The sequence below is a fragment of the Prevotella sp. E13-17 genome, assembly GCF_022024035.1.
GTDB lineage: Bacteria > Bacteroidota > Bacteroidia > Bacteroidales > Bacteroidaceae > Prevotella.
This window is the reverse complement of sequence record NZ_CP091787.1, coordinates 1,889,196-1,907,815: the sequence shown is the minus strand read 5'-3', so window position 1 is coordinate 1,907,815 and position 18,620 is coordinate 1,889,196. Positions and strand designations below refer to the sequence as shown.

The 18,620-nt window shown below is 45.7% G+C and carries 15 protein-coding genes and 2 tRNA genes; 5 read left to right on the top strand and 12 right to left on the bottom strand.

Translation table 11 applies throughout. The annotated features are described in order from the left end of the window. Positions 1-32: 32 nt before the first annotated feature. Together L6472_RS07505 and kdsA are read right to left on the bottom strand one after the other, a co-directional pair. Positions 33-983: an SIS domain-containing protein gene (locus L6472_RS07505; protein WP_237803836.1), complete on the bottom strand. Its 951-nt coding sequence runs from the start codon at positions 981-983 to the stop codon at positions 33-35. Between the two features lie 47 nt (positions 984-1,030). Beyond that, positions 1,031-1,810 carry a 3-deoxy-8-phosphooctulonate synthase gene (kdsA, locus tag L6472_RS07500; protein WP_237803835.1) on the bottom strand — a complete coding sequence of 260 codons (780 nt, stop codon included), beginning with the start codon at positions 1,808-1,810 and terminating at the stop codon, positions 1,031-1,033. A 212-nt stretch (positions 1,811-2,022) separates the two neighbouring features. Between kdsA and L6472_RS07495 the strand changes: the two genes are divergently transcribed. Beyond that, on the top strand, positions 2,023-2,565 hold the full coding sequence (locus L6472_RS07495) for an outer membrane beta-barrel protein (protein WP_237803834.1): 543 nt from the start codon (positions 2,023-2,025) through the stop codon (positions 2,563-2,565). A 925-nt stretch (positions 2,566-3,490) separates the two neighbouring features. Beyond that, entirely contained in the window at positions 3,491-7,072 is a 3,582-nt protein-coding gene (locus L6472_RS07490; protein WP_237803833.1) for a CotH kinase family protein, read from the top strand. A gap of 21 nt (positions 7,073-7,093) precedes the next feature. Here the strand turns inward: L6472_RS07490 and L6472_RS07485 are convergent, their stop codons facing one another. From L6472_RS07485 to L6472_RS07455, 7 genes are all read right to left on the bottom strand, one after another. Then, positions 7,094-7,891 carry a hypothetical protein gene (locus L6472_RS07485; protein ID WP_237803832.1) on the bottom strand — a complete coding sequence of 266 codons (798 nt, stop codon included), beginning with the start codon at positions 7,889-7,891 and terminating at the stop codon, positions 7,094-7,096. Positions 7,892-7,907: 16 nt separating this feature from the next. After that, positions 7,908-9,179, bottom strand: coding sequence for a Na+/H+ antiporter NhaC family protein (locus L6472_RS07480; RefSeq protein ID WP_370640831.1), 1,272 nt, complete (start codon positions 9,177-9,179; stop codon positions 7,908-7,910). A 19-nt stretch (positions 9,180-9,198) separates the two neighbouring features. Then, positions 9,199-10,695 carry a UxaA family hydrolase gene (locus L6472_RS07475; protein ID WP_237803831.1) on the bottom strand — a complete coding sequence of 499 codons (1,497 nt, stop codon included), beginning with the start codon at positions 10,693-10,695 and terminating at the stop codon, positions 9,199-9,201. Between the two features lie 16 nt (positions 10,696-10,711). After that, the gene (locus L6472_RS07470; RefSeq protein WP_237803830.1) at positions 10,712-11,779 is read right to left on the bottom strand and encodes a substrate-binding domain-containing protein; all 1,068 of its coding nucleotides are present in this window, start codon (positions 11,777-11,779) and stop codon (positions 10,712-10,714) included. Positions 11,780-11,848: 69 nt separating this feature from the next. Next, the gene (locus tag L6472_RS07465) at positions 11,849-12,604 is read right to left on the bottom strand and encodes a DUF2490 domain-containing protein (RefSeq protein WP_237803829.1); all 756 of its coding nucleotides are present in this window, start codon (positions 12,602-12,604) and stop codon (positions 11,849-11,851) included. Then, positions 12,589-13,239 (bottom strand): DUF4956 domain-containing protein, encoded by a 651-nt coding sequence (locus L6472_RS07460; RefSeq protein ID WP_237803828.1) that lies wholly within the window; start codon positions 13,237-13,239, stop codon positions 12,589-12,591. Before L6472_RS07460 ends, L6472_RS07465 begins: the two co-directional genes overlap by 16 nt. A gap of 16 nt (positions 13,240-13,255) precedes the next feature. Next, positions 13,256-14,002 carry a polyphosphate polymerase domain-containing protein gene (locus tag L6472_RS07455; RefSeq protein ID WP_237803826.1) on the bottom strand — a complete coding sequence of 249 codons (747 nt, stop codon included), beginning with the start codon at positions 14,000-14,002 and terminating at the stop codon, positions 13,256-13,258. 189 nt (positions 14,003-14,191) lie between these two features. Here L6472_RS07455 and L6472_RS07450 point away from each other — a divergent pair. The 3 genes from L6472_RS07450 (at position 14,192) to L6472_RS07440 (ending at position 15,060) form a co-directional block, all read left to right on the top strand. Next, positions 14,192-14,265: transfer RNA gene (locus L6472_RS07450), tRNA-Asp, on the top strand. A gap of 36 nt (positions 14,266-14,301) precedes the next feature. Continuing rightward, positions 14,302-14,375: transfer RNA gene (locus tag L6472_RS07445), tRNA-Asp, on the top strand. A 55-nt stretch (positions 14,376-14,430) separates the two neighbouring features. After that, on the top strand, positions 14,431-15,060 hold the full coding sequence (locus L6472_RS07440; protein ID WP_237803825.1) for a hypothetical protein: 630 nt from the start codon (positions 14,431-14,433) through the stop codon (positions 15,058-15,060). A gap of 29 nt (positions 15,061-15,089) precedes the next feature. Here L6472_RS07440 and L6472_RS07435 read toward each other — a convergent pair whose 3' ends face one another. From L6472_RS07435 to L6472_RS07425, 3 genes are read right to left on the bottom strand one after another with little or no spacing between them, the layout of a single operon-like run. After that, positions 15,090-17,243: a Tex family protein gene (locus tag L6472_RS07435; RefSeq protein ID WP_237803824.1), complete on the bottom strand. Its 2,154-nt coding sequence runs from the start codon at positions 17,241-17,243 to the stop codon at positions 15,090-15,092. An 8-nt stretch (positions 17,244-17,251) separates the two neighbouring features. Then, positions 17,252-18,130: a PfkB family carbohydrate kinase gene (locus L6472_RS07430; protein ID WP_237803823.1), complete on the bottom strand. Its 879-nt coding sequence runs from the start codon at positions 18,128-18,130 to the stop codon at positions 17,252-17,254. 16 nt (positions 18,131-18,146) lie between these two features. Further along, positions 18,147-18,620, bottom strand: a complete 474-nt coding sequence (locus L6472_RS07425) for a cytidine deaminase (RefSeq protein WP_237803822.1) — start codon at positions 18,618-18,620, stop codon at positions 18,147-18,149.

Here is an 18,620-nt window from a genome sequence, read left to right as displayed (position 1 = left end):
AGTAGTAATAGAGTTCAATCGCTTTTCAATGATTATAACATGCAGGAGTAGTGATCTACGACGCCCAGCAGATGCCGTTCTTCGTTTACGACCAGCACAGAATGTATCTTGTAGCGTTGCATGATATTCTGTATTTCAGAAATCTTCGTTTCTGGTGATACGACCTTTGGCTCGCGCGTCATGATGTCATTCACCGTGTGGTCGATAAAACCAGCCTGCCAGCGCTCCATGGCGCGGCGTATGTCTCCATCGGTTATCAATCCCACGATTTTTTCATCGACGACGGCTATACCAAGTCCCAGTTTGCCTTTGCTCACCAGTATGATGGCTTCGCCCAAATGCATGTCGGGGCTGATGACGGGCATATCGTTGGTTCGCATCACGTCTTGTGCCGTCGTGAGCAGACGTTTACCCAATTCGCCACCGGGGTGGAAGTGTGCAAAGTCTTGAGGACGGAAGTTGCGTTTCTGCATCAGGGCAATGGCAAGTGCATCGCCCATTGCCAGTGTGGCGGTTGTTGAGCTGGTGGGTGCCAGATTCAGCGGGCATGCTTCTTTTTTTACGCCCACATTGAGGTGGCATGTAGAGTATTTGGCCAACAGCGACTGTGGATTGCCGCTCATGCCTATGATGGGTATCTGCATATGCAGCACCATCGGGATAAAGCGCAGCAGCTCGTCTGTTTGTCCTGAGTTTGAAATGGCCACCACCACATCTTCGTGTGTCATCACGCCAAGGTCGCCGTGGTAAACGTCAAGTGGGTTGATGAAGAAGGCAGGGGTTCCGGTAGATGATAGTGTTGCGGCAATCTTAGCACCAATGTGACCGCTTTTGCCAACACCGGTCACAATGACCTTTCCTTTGCAATCATACATCAAGTTAACTGCCTTTTCGAAGTTATTGTCAATCTTCGGAATCAGTTCCAATAGTGCTTCGGCCTCGTCTTTGATGGCCTGTATTCCATATTCTATTGTTGTCATCATTATTTTTTTTCTTTATGCCTGCGGAGTTTACGTTTTTATTATTTTGTTCAAATCGTATATCCGGTTGGCTCGATGAGCGCCTTAATCAAACCTTCAAGCTTATTCAACTCCAGCATGTTGGCTGCGTCACTTAATCCTTGATCTGGGGTGGGGTGCACCTCAAAGAAATAGCCTGTTGCCCCGAATGCTTTTGCCGCAAGCGCCATCGAGGGCACAAAACGACGGTCGCCTCCAGTCTTTCCACCTGCAGCATCAGGACGCTGCACACTATGCGTGCAATCCATCACAACGGTAGGTACAATTTCTTTCATGTCGGCAATGTTGCGGAAATCAACCACTAAGTTGCCGTATCCCATCATGTTGCCACGCTCCGTCAGCCAAACTTCCTTGGCTCCGGCTTCACGTGCTTTCTCTACAGGATAGCGCATGTCACGACCAGCCAGAAACTGTGCTTTCTTGATGTTTACAATGCGCCCAGTCTGTGCAGCAGCTACCAAAAGGTCCGTCTGCCGACACAAGAAAGCGGGTATCTGAATGACGTCGCACACCTCGCCAGTGGGTGCAGCTTGCCATGATTCGTGTATGTCTGTCAGTATCTTCAGATGGTATTTCGCTTTCACATCGCTCAACATTTGCAGCCCTTTGTCAATGCCGGGGCCGCGAAAAGAGTGAATTGAGGTGCGATTGGCCTTGTCAAATGAGGCTTTGAATATGATGTCAATGCCCAAACGCTGATTGATGTCCACAAGTTTTGCTGCTACTTCTTCCAGCAATTCGGCAGATTCAATGACGCAGGGACCTGCTATGAATTTTGTTTGTTTGCTCATTATTACAATCGTGTTGAATAGACGTGCAAAGATACTTATTTCCGCTGAAACTGCCAAGAATTCGACAAAGAATTGATGGAAAAACAAAAAAAATGTAGAAAAATTTTTGCGGTGTTGAAAGTTTTATATACTTTTGCCGCCGAAATCTTGATGAAATAGGCCCGTTAGCATTAGCAATGGGCAATTGTATAACTTTATAAATTATCTAAACAATGAAAAAGATTTTAATGACAATTGTTGCTGTTTTCGCAACTGTAACCATGAATGCACAATGGTACGTTGGTGGTAGTGTTTCTGTTGACTCTTGGAGTAGTCAGAAGCTCGCTGGTGATAAGAGTGAGACAACCTTCGCCTTATTGCCTGAAATCGGCTATAACCTTAACGACGAGTGGGCAGTAGGTACTGTTATCGGTTATGTAAGCGACAAATTTAATGGTGTTAATGGCGTGAGCGAAAATGCCTTCACATTCAATCCCTATGCACGTTACACCTTCTTCAAGGCTGGAAAGGTTAATTTCTTTGTAGATGGCGGTATCGATTTTACCTCTGCTTCAAAGGCTGACTGGACAGAACTTGCTTTTGGCGTTAAGCCTGGTTTGGCTGTTAACCTGACAGACAATATTAGTTTTGTTTCTCACTTAGGTTTCATTGGTTTCGATCAGTACAATCCTGATGGCGACGACAACAACACCACAAAAGTCGGTGTGGATCTGAGCGGCACCAATCTGACTTTCGGTCTGTATTTCAATTTCTAAGATTATACATCACTAATTAGACTATAAAAACCTCCATCCTTGCAAAATGGGATGGGGGTTTTTGTTTTTTTGCATTAATTCTTTTGGTTAGAAATAAAAGATTAGATGTGAGAGCTTTTTGGGCTCAAGCGAAAAATCATAGGTTTTTTTATTATTTCAGTAGAGGCTCAGTAGATTCTTTAGATTGAAATCAATAAAAGTAGAAATCAGATAGAAAAAAGGACAGGAATATCCCCTCCCTCGGGAGGTTAGTGGTGGGGTTGTTCTTGGTCGGGATAGGAACGGTTTCGCACTGTCATAGTGCTGCTTTCGCCTTGTTATAGTTTCGCTTTTGCGTTGTCATAGCTTTACTTTTGATGTCCGTCCAGCCCCTAGATGTGGCGCATCCAGCCCTTGGAACGGGTCGTTTTAGCCCCTGGATGCGGTTGTTCTAAGGGCTGGATGTAGAGCATCCAGGGGCTAGAGCTGAAATGATAGCTTCGGTTTTAGACTTTAGAAACGCCTCTTCAAGACTTTAGAATACGTGCTTTTAGACTTTAAAACGACCCTCTCCAGACTCAGGAAATGCCAATTCAAGACTCTGGGAGCATCGCGCAACCTACGCAATTGCAACTGAGCCGCTTTTTGTTTATAGGTAAATGATGATTAATGTTGATTGAACGTAAGCCTGAGGCCTCTTTGGGGGGGCATTATTCACTTCGTTTGCCGTTGTCATGCGGTATTTGGCGGCTCCATTCTACAGGGTTGTCAAAAACTGGTATATAGGATGTAGATAAGAGATTGTAGCCATTGAATGTTTGGCTTTAGGTATAAATTGTTCAATTCATAGCAATTTCAATTCAAGTGTACTATTGCATGAGAAAACTTTTCTGCAGTATTGAAACTTTTTTGTATCTTTGCCAACAGATTTTTAACCTAAAACGTAATGATGATAATGAATCCTAAATGGATACTTGCACTGCTGGTGATGGTGGCACATGTCGCTCTGGCAGAGACGAAATGGATAGATGTTACTGCTCGATTTCTGAAGAACCCTGGGTTCGACACTTCTGATCGCTCTGACTGGAACCTGACGGGCGAGGCTACTTCGCTGGGGGCGGTGAGCTTCTCGTGTATGGAGATGTGGAACGGATATATGCGACTGGAACATACGCAGACGGACGTGCCCAACGGGCATTATCGCATCAGCGTGCAGGGACTTTATCGCACCCGTGCACACGACAAGGCCTACGAACGATACAAGAACGGCACGGAGACCATCAGCGGATTTCTGTTTGCACAGCAACAGCAGGTGGCGCTGCAGAGCGAATATAGCTTCCACTTCAACGAGTCGGTGGGACGGTGCTATACGCCCGATGAAAAGGTGTTTTTTCCTAACTCGATGGAGACCGCCCAAATGGCATTTGCCACTGGGGCTTACAACAACGAGTTGGAGTTTGACGTGACAGACGGCCATGTGAAATTTGGCCTATACAACACGCAGGATATGGCGCGCAACGACAACTGGATGATTTTCGATAATTTCAAGATTCTGCAGCAAGTTGAGGTGCGCGTGCCGCAAAAGGGGAGCCTGTGCTTGAACGAAGTAATGGCTTCTAATGTTGATGTGATAATGAGTCCTGCTTACAATTTTGATGGATGGATTGAACTCTATAACCCTTTGAACGAGGAAGTTACGCTAGGCGGATGCTATCTTAGTGATGATGTGTCGATGCCGATGAAATGGCGCATTCCTGATGGTTTTGGCAACATTCCTGCGCGCGGCTACCGCACCGTATGGATGGGCAGCAACAATATCAATGCATTGCAGGCACCGTTTAAGTTGGATGCCGAGGGCGGTTTGCTGATGCTCTCGAACCAGCGGGGCGAGGAGCTGTTCTGCGAGAACTATGCCGAGGCCATAGGGCGCACCTCGTGGGCTCGCACCACGGATGGCGGAGCGCAGTGGGCACATACGGCCACGCCCACGCCGCAGCAGTGCAACAATGGGGCGGCGTATGCCAACGAGCAGCTGGAGGCGCCCGTGATTGCGCGACAGGGTGGCTTCTTCGATTCTAATTTCACGCTGCGCGCCACAGCACCTGAGGGCACCACACTGCGCTATACCACCGACGGCACCACGCCAACGATGACCAATGGGGCTACGATGGGGGCGCAGGGCATCGCGGTGACAAAGAATATGTCTGTGCGCTTCCGACTGTTTCAGGAGGGTAAGTTGCCCAGCGAGGTGGTGACGCGCACCTTTGTGAAGCGCGACCATCGCCACACGTTGCCCGCCATCATGGTTTCGACCGATGCGCGCTATCTTTATGACGATTCCATCGGTGTGTACGTGCGTGGCGTCAACGGGCGGACGGGCAACGGACAGTCGTCGCCCGTGAACTGGAACATGGATTGGGATCGCCCTGTGAACTTCCACTATGTGCTGCCAGGCACCGACGAGGTGGCTGTGAACCAGGATGTTGACTTCTCGATATCGGGCGGATGGACACGCGCCAACAACCCTAAATCGTTTAAGTTGAAGGCCGACCGCATCTATGGCGGACAGAACGCTTTCAGCTATCCGTTTTTCGACAGCAAGCCTTTTCTGAAGAACAAGACCATACAGGTGCGCTTTGGTGGCAACGATTCGCACTGTCGTATCAAGGATGCTGCGTTGCACGAGATCATTCAGCGGTCGGGCATCGACCTCGACGTGATGTCGTACCAGCCTGCGGTACACTATCTGAACGGTGAGTACAAGGGACTGATAAACGTGCGCGAACCTAACAACAAAGATTTTGCTTATGCCAACTGGGGACTGAGCAAGGACGAACTGGAGGTCTATGAACAGAGTCCTGACAGCGGCGCCTACATGATGCTCGGCACGAAGGATGTGCTGGAACGACTGTACGAGTTGTCGAAACAGGCCGACAACGACGAGGTGTACGAGGAGATTGCATCGCTGCTGGACATCGACGAGTATGTGAACTATATGGCGGCAGAGCTGTTTCTGTCGTCGTGGGACTGGCCCGACAACAACCTGAAGGCTTATCGCAAGACGGATGGCGGACGCTATCGCATCACTTTCTTCGACCTGGATGCTGCCTTCGGAACGGAGGGGCGCGAGTATGACGAGGAGGGCGAGGTGTATATGGGCGGCAACCCGCTGAGATGGATTGAAGGTATGCAGTGGCATCGCTACGACTATATCTACGACACGGCTGAACGCCGTTATGGCGAGATCAAGTTCTGCACGTTCTTCCTGAACATGCTGAGAAACGAGGGTTTCCGCCAGCGCTTTGTCACGATGATGACGCTGATGGGCGGAAGTGTGTTTCTGCCTGAAAGGGCAGAGGCGATACTCGACGAACTGGGCGAGCGCGTGCGGCCTACGATGGCTTGGGAGGGGGCTTCGCCCGATGGATCGCTTAATGAAATACGGCAGGCGCTCAGAGGGAGATCGGCCCGCATGGCTGACTATATGAAGGACTATGAACTGCTCGGGTTGTCGGAGCGTACTACACGGCAAATGGTCATCACGACTAATACAAAGGGATCTACTATATATTTGAACGGTGAAACGATTCCGTATGGCGATTTTGATGGTTCAATCTTTTTGCCAGCCACAGTCAGTGTTGATGCTCCTGCTGGATATCGTTTCAAGGGATGGGCGTCGAGTTCCAATCCCTCGTGGTATTATTCCTTAAGCGACCGTCTCGTGGTCACAGAGTCCACAGATATTGGTACGCTTGTAGCTTGTTTCGAACCAGACAGCCTTGTTGCGCCTGTTGTTGTCAATGAGGTTAGTGCGTCTAACAGTATCTTTGTCAATGACTATCAGAAACGTAATGATTGGGTGGAACTCTACAACACGACAGATCGCGAAATAGATGTTGAAGGTATGTATCTTAGTGATGATTTGCAGTATCCTGATAAATATCTCATAACCGGAGGTAATTCGGAATTGACAACAATCATTAAGCCTCATGACTACCTTGTCGTGTGGTGTGACAAGTTAGAGCCGTTGTCACAGCTTCATGCGCCGTTTAAGTTGTCGGCTGGTGGCGGCATAGTGACTCTGATGTCAAAGGATAAATCGTGGACTGACAGACTGGTCTATGACGCCCACAGTGGCATGGAATCTGTTGGAAGATATCCCGATGGAACCGCTAATGTTTATAAAATGAACATTCCAACCATAGCTCGGAGTAATCTTCATACAAGTTATATGACCGATGTCAGCCAAGATATCTTGAATCACATTGACGATGTGAAAGTAGATCAGAATGATCTTTCAGTGCACTATGTTGCCAGACACCTCATTGTGAATAGCAGTTCGGCAGAACGTTTGAACTTGACAATCTATACGCTGTCAGGACAAGAGGTGATGAAAACAGATGTTCACCTATATGCTGGGCGAGGTGACGTCGATTGTAGTCGTCTGTCTGTCGGTTGTTATTTGGCTAAGTTATGCGATGAAAAGGGCAGATTCGCCCGTTGTAAGTTTGTAGTGAATAATCATTAAAGATGGGTGGGGTGATCCGTCCTACTCCTCAACGTGAGTGAGTGAGTTGACAAATGAGGAAACGAAGTTTGAGATGCTTGCCATCGGAGAATAGCGGAAATATTTTGCAGAACGGCGTGCTTGCCAGAACATAGCACTGGTATTGTTGTTATGTACAAAGATGTCGTTGCCTTGTGAGAATTGCCACTCGTGTTTGTCGTTGACTTGCAGCTGTAGCAATTCTTTGGTGATACGCCCTACATCGTGCTTTTTGTCAGTTCTTGTGAACTTAACCTCTTCTTCGCTTAATCCTAAATAGTTAATTAAAAGTGCGGCTTCCAGTCGGACAATGCTTTTAAGCCCCAACTTGTTAATCCAGTCGCTTAACTTGTCATTTTCGATGGGATAGATATCTGGTTGCTTGATGTAGCATCCCAATGCCACTAAGGGGGGGAGAAATAAGCCATCATTCAGCAGATGATGTGCCGTAGAAGCAATTAAGTAGAGTGCTGTGAGAGTGACGGATTTTCCGCCTTCTTTTGTTATAATGTCGCTCAAGCGCTTTTCGCTTAACTTATTGGTTAGCTTTGGTTTACTGATTTTAATCTGTCTGTTTTCTTTGACCTCTTTCCATAATTCCATCTGTCGAGGGGGAATCTGCAGAAAGAACTGGTCATTTAGCCTATATATTCCTTCTCGTATTTGTGGCGCTATGTGTTGTTGCATAGCGAGTTGGTAGATTCGATTCCACTTCCATGCAGACATGGGCTCTATCTGTTCGCTGGTGTTGAAGATGCCGGAACGAAGCAATCGGAAAAAGTTGCGGATAATGATTTCCATGGTTCTTAAATCCTATTTAACTGTAACGACGGGGATAGCGCATCACAATGGCTATAAAGGCGGCTACGCCAATGGCGATGGGGTAATAGAGGTATGGCAGGATGGCGATGGGGTTGAGGGCCGCGAGGCCTGCCGCCATCAGCATCTGTGCGCCATAGGGGATGAGTCCCTGGGTGAAGCAAGAGAAGGTGTCGAGCAGCGAGGCACACTTGCGGGGGTCGAGCTGGTATTTATTGCCAATCTTGCGCGCAATGCCTCCAACGGTGATGATGGCCACGGTGTTGTTGGCTGTGCAGCAGTTCACCAGGCTCACCAGGGCGGCAATAGACAGTTCGCCACCGCGCTTTCCGTGGATATGGCGCGTCAGCTTGTCGATGATAAAGTCTATGCCTCCGTTGTGCTTGATGATTTCAAGGAGTCCGCCTGCCAGCAGGGTGATGATGATCAGCTCGCTCATGGCCAGGATGCCGTCGCCCATTGACTGAAACCAGCCAAAGACATCGAAGGCACCCTCGCACAGACCGATTAAACCGGTTAAAATGATGCCTAGCGTCAGCACTACCATCACGTTGAGACCTGAGATGGCGGTGACGAGCACGATGAGGTAGGGCACGACCTTCCAGAACTCAATCTCGGAGATGTTCGTAGGCGCTGCTATGTGTTGTCCCATCAGGATATAGACAATCAGTATTATCACGGCTGCAGGCACCACGATGAAGGCGTTGACCTTGAACTTGTCGCTGGGTTGACAGCCTTGTGTCTGGGTGGCAATGATGGTGGTGTCGCTGATAAACGACAGGTTGTCGCCGAAGAAGGAACCGCCCACAACCACTGCGGTGAGCATGGCTGCCGAGGCGCCTGTCTGTGCGGCTACACCCGCTGCAATAGGCGTCAGCGCCACGATGGTGCCTACGCTGGTGCCGATGCTGAGCGAGATGAAGCAGGCGGCTAGAAATAAGCCGGCCAGCAGCATTTCAGAGGGCAACAGCGAGAGTGTCAGGTTGGTGGTGGCATCGATGCAGCCAATCACCTTTGCTGAATTGGCAAAGGCACCTGCCAGTATGAATATCCAAATCATTAGCATCATCTCTGGGGTGCCAGCGCCTCGACTGAAGAGATTGATGCGCTTTCGCAGTTTTCCACGCGTGGTAATGACGGCATAGATGCTGGAAATGACGAAAGCTACGGTGATGGGTACCTTATAGAAGTCACCAGCAATGAGGCTGGTGACGACATAGAGTGTGATGAACACCGCAAGGGGTGACAATGCTAATAATCCGTTTTTCAAAATCAATTCTTTTTATGGTTTAGAGCGTGACGCCATTCTTGAAAATGGCAATTTCGCGATAATCATTTTCTTCATTGCGAACCAACTCTCCAGAAGCAATACTCAGAATCTTATCGATGAACTCAGGCAGTATCTCTTGCATGCTACGTCCTTCGATGAGCTGTCCGGCTGAAAAGTCCACCCAGTTGGGCTTTCGGCTGGCCAAATCGGGATTAGTGGCTATCTTCATGGTGGGCACGAAAGTCCCGAATGGTGTGCCTCGTCCTGTCGTGAATAGTACCATGTGGCACCCGCAAGCAGCAAGTGCCGTAGAGGCGACAAGATCGTTGCCTGGAGCAGAGAGTAGGTTGAGTCCAGTCGTAGTAAGCTGGTCACCGTATTCCATGACACCATTGACAGGAGCTCGACCGCACTTTTGGGTGCATCCCAGCGCTTTATCTTCCAAGGTTGAGATACCTCCAGCCTTGTTGCCAGGACTGGGGTTCTCGCCTACGGGTTCACCGTGCGAGAGAAAGTACTCTTTAAAGTTGTTTATCATAGACACGGTCTTTTCAAAAAGTTCGGGCGACTTGCATCGATTCATTAGAATGGTTTCGGCTCCAAACATCTCTGGCACTTCTGTCAGGACGCTGGTGCCCCCCTGAGCGACCAACCAATCGCTGAATTCGCCTACAAGCGGATTGGCTGTGATGCCACTAAAACCATCGCTTCCACCGCACTTTAGTCCTACACGCAATTTCGAAACAGGAACTTCTTTACGCCTGTCTTTGCTCGCTATTTGGTAGAGCTCTCTTAGGATGCGCATACCTTCCTCGACTTCGTCACCCTCAACTTTTTGGGTAATCATCAGGCGTATGCGCTCTTTGTCGTAATCACCTAGTGTTTCCATAAAAGCATCTGGTTGGTTGTTTTCACAACCAAGTCCTAACACAAGAACTGCGCCTGCGTTGGGGTGAAGAACAATATCGCGCAATATCTTGCGGGTGTTTTCGTGGTCTCCAGAGAGTTGTGAACAACCATAGTTGTGGTGCCAAGTGTATATGGCGTCTATGTCTTTGCAGCCTGTTTCTTCTCGCAGTTTCTTTGCCAATCGTTCAGCAATGCCATTGACGCATCCTACGGTAGGCACAATCCAAATCTCATTGCGCACACCAACATCGCCGTTTTTTCGTATATATCCGTTAAAGTAGCGGTTCTCGTTCTTTATTTTAAGTTCTTCGTTTACAGGTGTGTATGTGTAAGATAGTGTTCCAGATAGATTGGTCTTCAGATTATTCTCGTTCACCCAGTCGCCTGCCTTCAGATCTTCTTTGGCATGACCGATGGGGTAGCCATACTTGATGATGTCTGTACCAGCAGGTGTGTCTTTGATGAGCACTTTATGGCCGGCAGGTACATCCTGACTGAGGGTGATGGTGCGTCCGTCAACGTCGATGATTTGCCCTTGCTGCATGGCAACGAGGCACACCACAACCGAGTCGGCTGGGTTAATCTTGATAAAAGCAGTTTGATTCATAAGTAGTTTGTGATGTTTAGATATTTGTTCTTCGATAGAAATCGATGTTTTCACGAGTCAACAGCTCGATAGGCATGTAGTTGACGGGCGTCACCTCTTTCTTCAGAACGATGGCCTTGAAGAGGGTTTCAATGCATGCATGGCCTTGCAGGTAGGCATGCTGTGCAACCAAAAACGAGATGCTGCCTTGGCGCACGCATTCGGCATTCTTGGGCACCATATCATAGCCCATGATCTGGACGTTGCGTCGGTTGGTGCGCAGCAAAAACTGGCCAACGATGTGTGCCTTTGAATTGAATGTGATGCAATGGTGTACGTGGGGGTGCTCCTGGAAGAAATCCTCCAGAATCTTGTCGTACGACTCTTTGGGTTCGCCCATGGGGAGGTTGACCTCTGTGATCTTGATCTTGGGGAAGTGATCGCGCATGTAGTGGCGGAAGCCCGTCTCGCGGTTTGATTGTTGCTTGGAGCCGATATGTCCGTCCTTGAGTTGTTTCATCAGCATGATTTCCTCTTCATTAGATGCTAAGAGCATCATCATGCGTGCTGTGAAGTATCCGCTTTGGAATGAGTCTTGACCAAAGAAGGCAAGAGGACGTAAATCAGGCATATAGGAGTCGAGCAGAATGAATGGGATGTTGCGCTCATGTAGCTCGTCGGCAAAATGTTGTGTGTCTTCCAGTTTTGCTGGCACCACGATGACTCCGTCTGGGTTAGAATCCAAACATTCTTGTGTGGTTTTGACAAACGTGGGAGAGTTGAAACGTTCGTAGTAAAGAATGCGGAGCGAGATGTGGAAATCGCGGCGCTTCTGTGTTGCAGCGCGCACACCTTCCTCTATTTCTTCCCAATAGGCTTCGCTCTCATGTTTTGGGATGATGCAGTAGAAAGTATAATCCTTATTGTAGGCTAGGGCAGAAGCATAGACATTGGGCTCATAGTTCATTTCTTCAAGAGCCTTCTCTACTTTCTCTCTTGCTGATTGCGAAACATTGGGGCGATTATGAAGTACGCGGTCAACTGTTCCAACACTTACGCCAGCACGCTCGGCGATATCTTTAATTCTGATATTTTCTGTTCCCATGCTTATTTTGCTTTTGTGTTGCAAAGGTATTAAAAAATCTTAGAACACATGCAAAATAAGCAGGAAAAATTAGAATTTGTAGGTGTAGCCGATACCAATGATGTGACTATTAGTTTCATCGTTGTCGTCACTTACGATATTTTGATACAGATATTTAATATCGAAGGAATGCTGCTTGGTGAGTCTATACTCTGTTCCTATTACATATCTTGTCTTCTCAAGACTTTTTGCAACGGAAGTCTCAATATTGGCGTATGGTCGCCACTTTTTCGTGAGTTTATATTTCAATTGTAGTCGGTTGCGCCATACGCTTTTGCCTTTGCCTGCAAAGGTGTGTTTTATAGCTTCTCCGTCATCGTCGAAATCGGCATCTTGTCCGGCAAAGGCGTGTCCTTCGGCATAATGACGCCATACGGATTTTGCAGGGCGATAAGTGTATTGCCAGCGTTCGCGAAGCGAGATGCTGAGCCTTCCAAAGTCATGTGAGCCGGTTAGTGACAGGTTAACTCGATGACGTTGCCCGTAATAGTCGGCTACTTTCTGTTTTGAACTTACTTTGTATTTGTTGTCATTAAGAAAAGAGTAGCCAGCTGATAGCTTTAACCATTTGCTGATTTTGTATGATGCGTCAACCCCGGCGCTCCATCGATCAATTTCGCTGGTATTGTCGCGTAGTCGCAGTTCTGTGTTGAAACCAATGTCCCAATACGAATTAATTTTCTTTTCTACATTGACTTCGCTCCATAAGCCAAAGTCGCTATCTTCGGCTTTTACAGTTGTTGTCAACAGCAACAACATGATCATGCAGGTTATACTTCTCTCCATTGTGATTTTCGTACTGTATATTGTTTGTTGATATCGTTTTCGACACATTCGCCTTCATAGCTAATGCGCAAGACCGCAGAATCTCTCAGGAAATCAATTCCACCAACATCAACTTTCGTGATGCTCAATCCGGTTCTTGATTCTAAGTCCTCAATGAGCTCTGGCATCCTTTCTGGTTTAATCAGGTCAATGCGGTCGTATTGTATGATTTTAGTGTTGTGGATCTTGAGTTTTTTCTCGCACAGAGAAATAGCAATGATACAAATTACATCGACTATGACAAGTTCTGTGTATGAGTCTGCCATTGCATGAACTACTGATAGACAGATGATGAGAAAAAGGTATGTCATTTCTCTGACAGGCATTGCATCGGTTCGATAACGCATAATGCTGAATATTCCGAATAGTCCTAGACCAACGCCCATTGTGGCTTTGCCTCTCTCAATGCCCATCATGAAATACACGAGGAAGAAGATAGCGACACTCATAAGCATGAACGTGAAGTAGAAATCACGTCGGTGACTTTTGCGGAAATAGAATAACTCAATGATTACCCAGTTGACTAACATACAGATGGCAAAATGGAGAAGTGTATTTCCAAATTCGCCAGAAAAAAGATTGATTATTGAATCCATAATTTATATAGTTGGTTTATTCGTTTAGTAATATCTTGTTGATTTCTCTCAGTTTCTCTTTGAAACGGTTAATCGGTAATTGTCCATTGGTCATTGCGGCACCCATACAGTACTTGCTGAATCCGTGGGGGTGAATATGTAGCTGACGTAGCATCTCCAATACAGGAGAATATACCAATCCATCTCTTTTTAATTCTATGATGACCAAATCGTTCATGAATTTGTGTTCATGAGTTTGTACGTTGTCAAATTCAAGTTCAGTGTCAATCGTCAGTCGTTCAGTTTTTGCCCTGTTGACCAATGTAATGCGACGAAAAGAGTTGTGCATGTGTGGAGCTAATGTGGCTGAATCGAATTTTAAATGTTTTGAGAGAAAATCGCGTTTCTCTGTGTCTTGTAGATTCATGTCTTTAACTTCAATACGTTTCTTCTTTGTTCGTCCGTGATTGTTTTTTGTCTTTACCTCCATAAATTGCAAGTGTGAACTTACATAGGTGCGAAAACGAATCTTCTGCCGGTTGGTGTGCCCATACTGGTGGTCTTTATACATTTGAAAATCGATTGTGTCGAAATATGTCGTATCGTAGAGCATGTTTCGCTCACCATCAATATCCTGTATATAGTAGTCGCGCTGTGCCATCTCTAATAAGTGACACAATTGCTTTCGAGTAGTGACAAATTTCGTATCTGTTCGATTCATTAATTTGACGCTACTCATTTCTGCCAGTGTGATGGAAGGGAATAGTTCAATAAGTTTGTCCATATGCGGTCTTTAGTTGGCGCAAAGGTAGCTATTTTCTCATGATTGAACAAATATTTTCTGTAAAAAAGCTATTTTGACCGGTAAAACTGTTAAAGGATGTTATAGGTGAAAAGTTTTTAGGGAATTATTTTCTAAATCAAAAAAAACTTCATACCTTTGCACCCGCTAACAAGAAAACGCTGTTTAACTGGTGCGTTAGTTCAGTCGGTTAGAATGCCTGCCTGTCACGCAGGAGGTCACGAGTTCGAATCTCGTACGCACCGCAGTTTTAGCTCAGTTGGTAAACACACTTCAGGATTGGTGCGTTAGTTCAGTTGGTTAGAATGCCTGCCTGTCACGCAGGAGGTCACGAGTTCGAATCTCGTACGCACCGCAAAGATTAAGCTCATTGATGAAAGTCGATGGGCTTTTTAATTATTCAAGAGCTTATGAAAAGATTCTATTTGTATTTTTTGTTGATGTTTGTGTCTATTAGCGCTTTTGCCCAGAAGCAAACAACTATGCCAATGTTGTATCGTGGTTTCAAGCCATCTGTAATCACGTTGGCCACAGGGCGAAAGATTCGTCAATCGCATACTAATGTTTATTTGAAAAATAGTTCATTGCTCTATTTGAAAGGCGAATATACAATGGAAGCTGAGATGAATAACATTTTGGCAGTGGATTTTGATGATCGCCATTTTGTTAATATCAATAATCAATTGGCTTATCTAATAGATTCAATAGGGACAAATGCCCTCTATTGTGTGGAGTTGTTTGACCGTGAAGCTTTTGAACGCAATCTTCAGAACAATGTGAATATCTCCAATATGGAAATAGGTGAGATGATAAATATTGGAACAATGGATATCAATAATGAAGAAGATTGGAAATTGCCAGTGTTTAAGTATTTTTATTTCTATTGGAATGGAATCTATGTGAAAGTTCATGAGCGTGATATCATTCGTAGGCTGAATAAAGAACAACGGGTGATGTTCAAACGAATGGTTGGCCTTCCTGATTTCAGTTGGCAAAATGAAAAAAGTCTGATGCAACTATTAAAGGCAATCACACAGTAATTGGGGTGATTGCCTTTATAAATAAGTTATTATACTTGTTTTATAGATAGCGAGATACGATTGCGACGAAGGTCTATTTCAATAACTTTCACCATCAGTTGTTGATGTAGTTTTACCACATCTGTAGGATGGTTGATGCGTTTGTTTGCCATTTGTGATATATGTACCAAACCATCATGATGAACTCCTATATCAACAAAGACGCCAAAGTTTGTTATATTCGTAACAATGCCGGGTAAAATCATTCCGATCTCTAAGTCATCAACGCATTGTACTCGTTTGTCAAACTCAAACTCTTCCAGTTGCTCACGAGGGTCTCTGCCTGGCTTTTCCAGTTCTTTCATAATGTCTGTCAGCGTGGGTATTCCAACATTCTTTGTAATATACTTATTTACATTGATTTGCGCGCGAAGCTCCTTGTTTTTTATTAATTCATTGACATCACACCCTGTGTCTTTTGCCATCTGTTCAACGATGTCGTAACTTTCAGGATGAACGGCACTATTGTCTAAGGGGTTTTTAGCATTTGGAATACGTAAGAAGCCAGCACATTGCTGGAAGGCTGCAGGTCCTAATCTGGGCACTTTCTTAAGTTGTGAACGAGATGTGAATGCACCATTAGCATTTCGATAATCTACGATGTTTTTTGCTAAGGTCGGTCCAAGACCACTGACATATGTAAGCAGGTGTTGAGAGGCTGTGTTTAGATTGACTCCCACCAGGTTGACACAATTTTCTACAGTTTGGTCCAACTGTCGTTTAAGTTTGGTTTGATCAACGTCATGCTGATATTGTCCGATGCCAATGCTCTTCGGATCTATTTTTACCAACTCTGCTAGTGGGTCAATCAATCTGCGACCAATTGAAATTGCTCCTCTGACAGTGACATCTTCATCAGGAAATTCGTCGCGAGCCACCTTTGATGCTGAATAAACAGAGGCTCCGTCTTCGCTGACAACAAAGATACTGGGCTTTTGACTGTTTCCGGATTCTTTGCTGAAACAGTCTTCAATAAACGCACGTGTCTCGCGACTTGCTGTTCCATTGCCAATAGCGATAGCTTCGATTTGATATGTCTCTGCCATTTGCAGGATGTGAACAGAGGCATGCATGCGCTTGTTTACTGGAGGGTGAGGGAAAATCGCTTCATGATGGAGTAAGTTCCCCTGGCCGTCTAAGCATACAACCTTACATCCGCTCCGAAAACCTGGATCAATAGCCATCACACGTTTTTGTCCTAATGGTGCTCCTAACAGTAGTTGTCTGAGGTTCTCTGCAAATACTTTGATGGCCTCCATATCGGCCTGTTCTTTGCTTAAGTTACTAAACTCTGTTTCTATTGCAGGTTTTAAAAGTCGTTTATAGGCATCTTCCGCTGCTTTGGAAATGATTTGCCCACATTCGTTGTTGGAGTGTACCCACTGATGTCGTAAACGCTCAATGCGTTCGTTATCGTCATGGGGTTCAATGCTAATTCTTAGAAATCCTTCATTCTCACCTCGTCTCATAGCAAGCAGACGGTGAGAAGAGCAACGACGCAGTGGTTCTTGCCAATCGAAATAGTCGATGTATTTTGCGGCTTCATCACTATTTTGTTTCGCTTTTATGACTTTAGATTTGATGATGGCTGTACGTTGAAATGCGCCACGTAGTTGTTGACGTGAGTGTTCGTTCTCACTAATTATTTCTGCTATAATGTCTTGTGCTCCGGCGATTGCATCGCTGACAGAAGTAACTTGATTATGTACGAATCGTTTAGCTGCCAGTTGAACATTCGGATTTCGTTGAAGCATGATGAGTTGTGCTAGGGGTTCTAATCCCAGTTCTCGAGCCACTTGTGCTCTTGTTCTTCGACGTGGCTTGTAGGGCAGATAGATATCTTCCAGTTCCGAAGCCTCCCAACAGTTTTCAATTCTTTTTGATAACTCGGGCGTCATCTTTCTCGCTTCGGTGATGGTTTTAACGATCGTATCCTTTCTTTTAGCAATTTCCTTTAGTCGCTCATTTTCTTCATTGATGGCAGCAATCTGCACTTCGTCAAGCCCGCCTGTCCTTTCTTTACGATAGCGTGAGATAAAGGGTATTGTACAGCCTTCTTCCAACAATGTCAGTGTATTGGCTATTGCCTCAATGTTTAAATTGAGTATTTGTGCTATCTGTTTTGAGAATACGTTCTTCTCCATATAGCCAATTATTGGATTATACTATTAACTTCGTCAATGTTTCCAGTGAAAGGCCCCGTATGCTCTAGTTTGAGAGTACACATTGCAGCTGCAAATTTTCCAGCTTCTTCGTAGTTCGCACCTTTTATGCGAGCATATAGATAGCCAGCTGTAAAGGTATCTCCACAACCTGTAGCGTCTATAACCTTCTTTGGAGCATAACCAGGTATCTCGTAGAAATGATCATCTGCATAGATTATTGATCCATAGCTGCCCAGTGTAACCAATACTTCTGGAACACCCCACGAACGTATTATCCGAGCTGCTTGTTTGATGTCCTTTTCACCATTAGTAAGTACTTCGATTTCGAACTCATTGACTTTAAGAATATCGGTCGATTTCAGCACACGAAGTTTGTCTTTCCAGTCAATAGGATAGACATTTTGGTTTCTTACTTCGCGTAAGTACCCTTGAACATCAATGCAGATTTTCCCTTTATCTGAGAGGTACTCAACGACTTCTGGCGATACATCGTCAACAAGTAATGTGCCCAAATGAAAAATCTTAGCATTAAAATCCTTTAGTTGTTCTATGGTGAATGGGGCTGCTTTTGATAGTACACGTTGCGAGCGCTGGTTGATATCCTCACCGTATTTATTTTCGAAGAAAACACTCGTAGGACTTTGAAGATTGGTAATGTCAATACCAGCGTCTTTTATTTTATTTATTTCGTGTGATAAATCATTGCCAGTTGCAGTGACAACACCAAAGTCTATGTCGTGAGGTAAATGGTGTATAGCCCATGCTACATAGTATGCGGTGCCGCCGGCACAATCGATGCCATCAGGCATTCGTGGCGTGATGATTCGATCATGGGTGATGTGGCCTATACATAGAAAGTCTTTCATTTAAACTAAGTGATTTTTAAAATTCGGTAAAAGATAGGGGCATCAGGTGTTTAATGCCTTCTATCAAGTATGTGCATTTCTCTCCATGTAGTAGTATGCGAATGGGGTGCTTGGCACGTGTCTCACTTTCAATAAGAACCTGGCGGCAGGTTCCACATGGGCTCACTGGCTCTTCAGTGAGATTGCCTTTCGGCGTTCGGGCTGCAATGGCTATTGTTTGAATTCCTACATTAGGATATTGTGTGCCAGCTGCAAAAATCGCAGCACGCTCTGCACATAGAGCAGAAGGAAATGCGGCATTTTCTTGATTGCATCCTTTCAATTCCACTCCGTTGTCAAGTCTGAGGCATGCTCCTACATGGAATTTTGAGTAGGGGGCGTACGAACGATTTGTAGCCTCAATAGCAGATTCGACAAGATGACGATCTTCTGCTGTTAACTCATCCAATTGATATTCCTTGATGAGTGATTTTAGTGTTAGCTCTTTCAT

Coding starts and splice junctions, on each gene's coding strand:
- L6472_RS07465 (WP_237803829.1), bottom strand. CDS start 12,604: ATGGAGAGAAGTATAACCTGCATGATCATGTTGTTGCTGTTGACAACA.
- L6472_RS07425 (WP_237803822.1), bottom strand. CDS start 18,620: ATGAAAGAGCTAACACTAAAATCACTCATCAAGGAATATCAATTGGAT.
- kdsA (WP_237803835.1), bottom strand. CDS start 1,810: ATGAGCAAACAAACAAAATTCATAGCAGGTCCCTGCGTCATTGAATCT.
- L6472_RS07455 (WP_237803826.1), bottom strand. CDS start 14,002: ATGGACAAACTTATTGAACTATTCCCTTCCATCACACTGGCAGAAATG.
- L6472_RS07485 (WP_237803832.1), bottom strand. CDS start 7,891: ATGGAAATCATTATCCGCAACTTTTTCCGATTGCTTCGTTCCGGCATC.
- L6472_RS07495 (WP_237803834.1), top strand. CDS start 2,023: ATGAAAAAGATTTTAATGACAATTGTTGCTGTTTTCGCAACTGTAACC.
- L6472_RS07440 (WP_237803825.1), top strand. CDS start 14,431: ATGAAAAGATTCTATTTGTATTTTTTGTTGATGTTTGTGTCTATTAGC.
- L6472_RS07490 (WP_237803833.1), top strand. CDS start 3,491: ATGATGATAATGAATCCTAAATGGATACTTGCACTGCTGGTGATGGTG.
- L6472_RS07460 (WP_237803828.1), bottom strand. CDS start 13,239: ATGGATTCAATAATCAATCTTTTTTCTGGCGAATTTGGAAATACACTT.
- L6472_RS07505 (WP_237803836.1), bottom strand. CDS start 983: ATGATGACAACAATAGAATATGGAATACAGGCCATCAAAGACGAGGCC.
- L6472_RS07435 (WP_237803824.1), bottom strand. CDS start 17,243: ATGGAGAAGAACGTATTCTCAAAACAGATAGCACAAATACTCAATTTA.
- L6472_RS07475 (WP_237803831.1), bottom strand. CDS start 10,695: ATGAATCAAACTGCTTTTATCAAGATTAACCCAGCCGACTCGGTTGTG.
- L6472_RS07470 (WP_237803830.1), bottom strand. CDS start 11,779: ATGGGAACAGAAAATATCAGAATTAAAGATATCGCCGAGCGTGCTGGC.
- L6472_RS07430 (WP_237803823.1), bottom strand. CDS start 18,130: ATGAAAGACTTTCTATGTATAGGCCACATCACCCATGATCGAATCATC.